A 581-nucleotide genomic window follows, 5' to 3' on the forward strand; every position below is an offset into this window, starting at 1 on the left:
GGTTGCGATACTCATATGCTAGTGCATACTGCGTTTCTCACCTCAAATCGCTTTTGAATAAGCGAATTGGCTTTTAGCTTCATCATCTTGAATATCTACGATGCTCATGTGCGATTTGCACACTGCGCTTCTCGATTTCAATCTGATTTTGCTAAAATCCTTGGTTGAAGTTTCTAGGACCAGTGATTAGGACTGGCTCAATACGGGAAAAAGGACGGGGCTATAGCTCAGCTGGGAGAGCGCCTGCTTTGCACGCAGGAGGTCAGCGGTTCGATCCCGCTTAGCTCCACCAATCTGCTGCATTACTTTTTCACTTATCATAAAGCATCATGAACATGAATATGTGGTGTATCGATGATAAGGGTTTATTGATGAATAGTGAGTTTTCTTAGCCAATACTTTATGAGGTAAAACATAAAGTGCGGTTAAGAGGATTGACTATTGGTTGAAAGACCGATTTGTTCTTTAAAAATTTGGACACAAGCTAAAAACTGAAGAGAACTCAAGCGTTCGAGAGGACGTAAGAGCTGAGTATTCGAGAAGTCGAGCAATCGACAATCGAAAGAGGCTTGTTTAGTGAG

General features: G+C 42.0%; 1 tRNA gene. It reads left to right on the forward strand.

Annotated features, from left to right (window positions below):
* Positions 1-216 precede the first annotated feature (216 nt).
* Positions 217-292: transfer RNA gene (locus FHQ23_RS11840), tRNA-Ala, on the forward strand.
* Positions 293-581: the final 289 nt, after the last annotated feature.

The organism is Testudinibacter crocodili (assembly GCF_006228025.1).
Taxonomy (GTDB): domain Bacteria; phylum Pseudomonadota; class Gammaproteobacteria; order Enterobacterales; family Pasteurellaceae; genus Chelonobacter.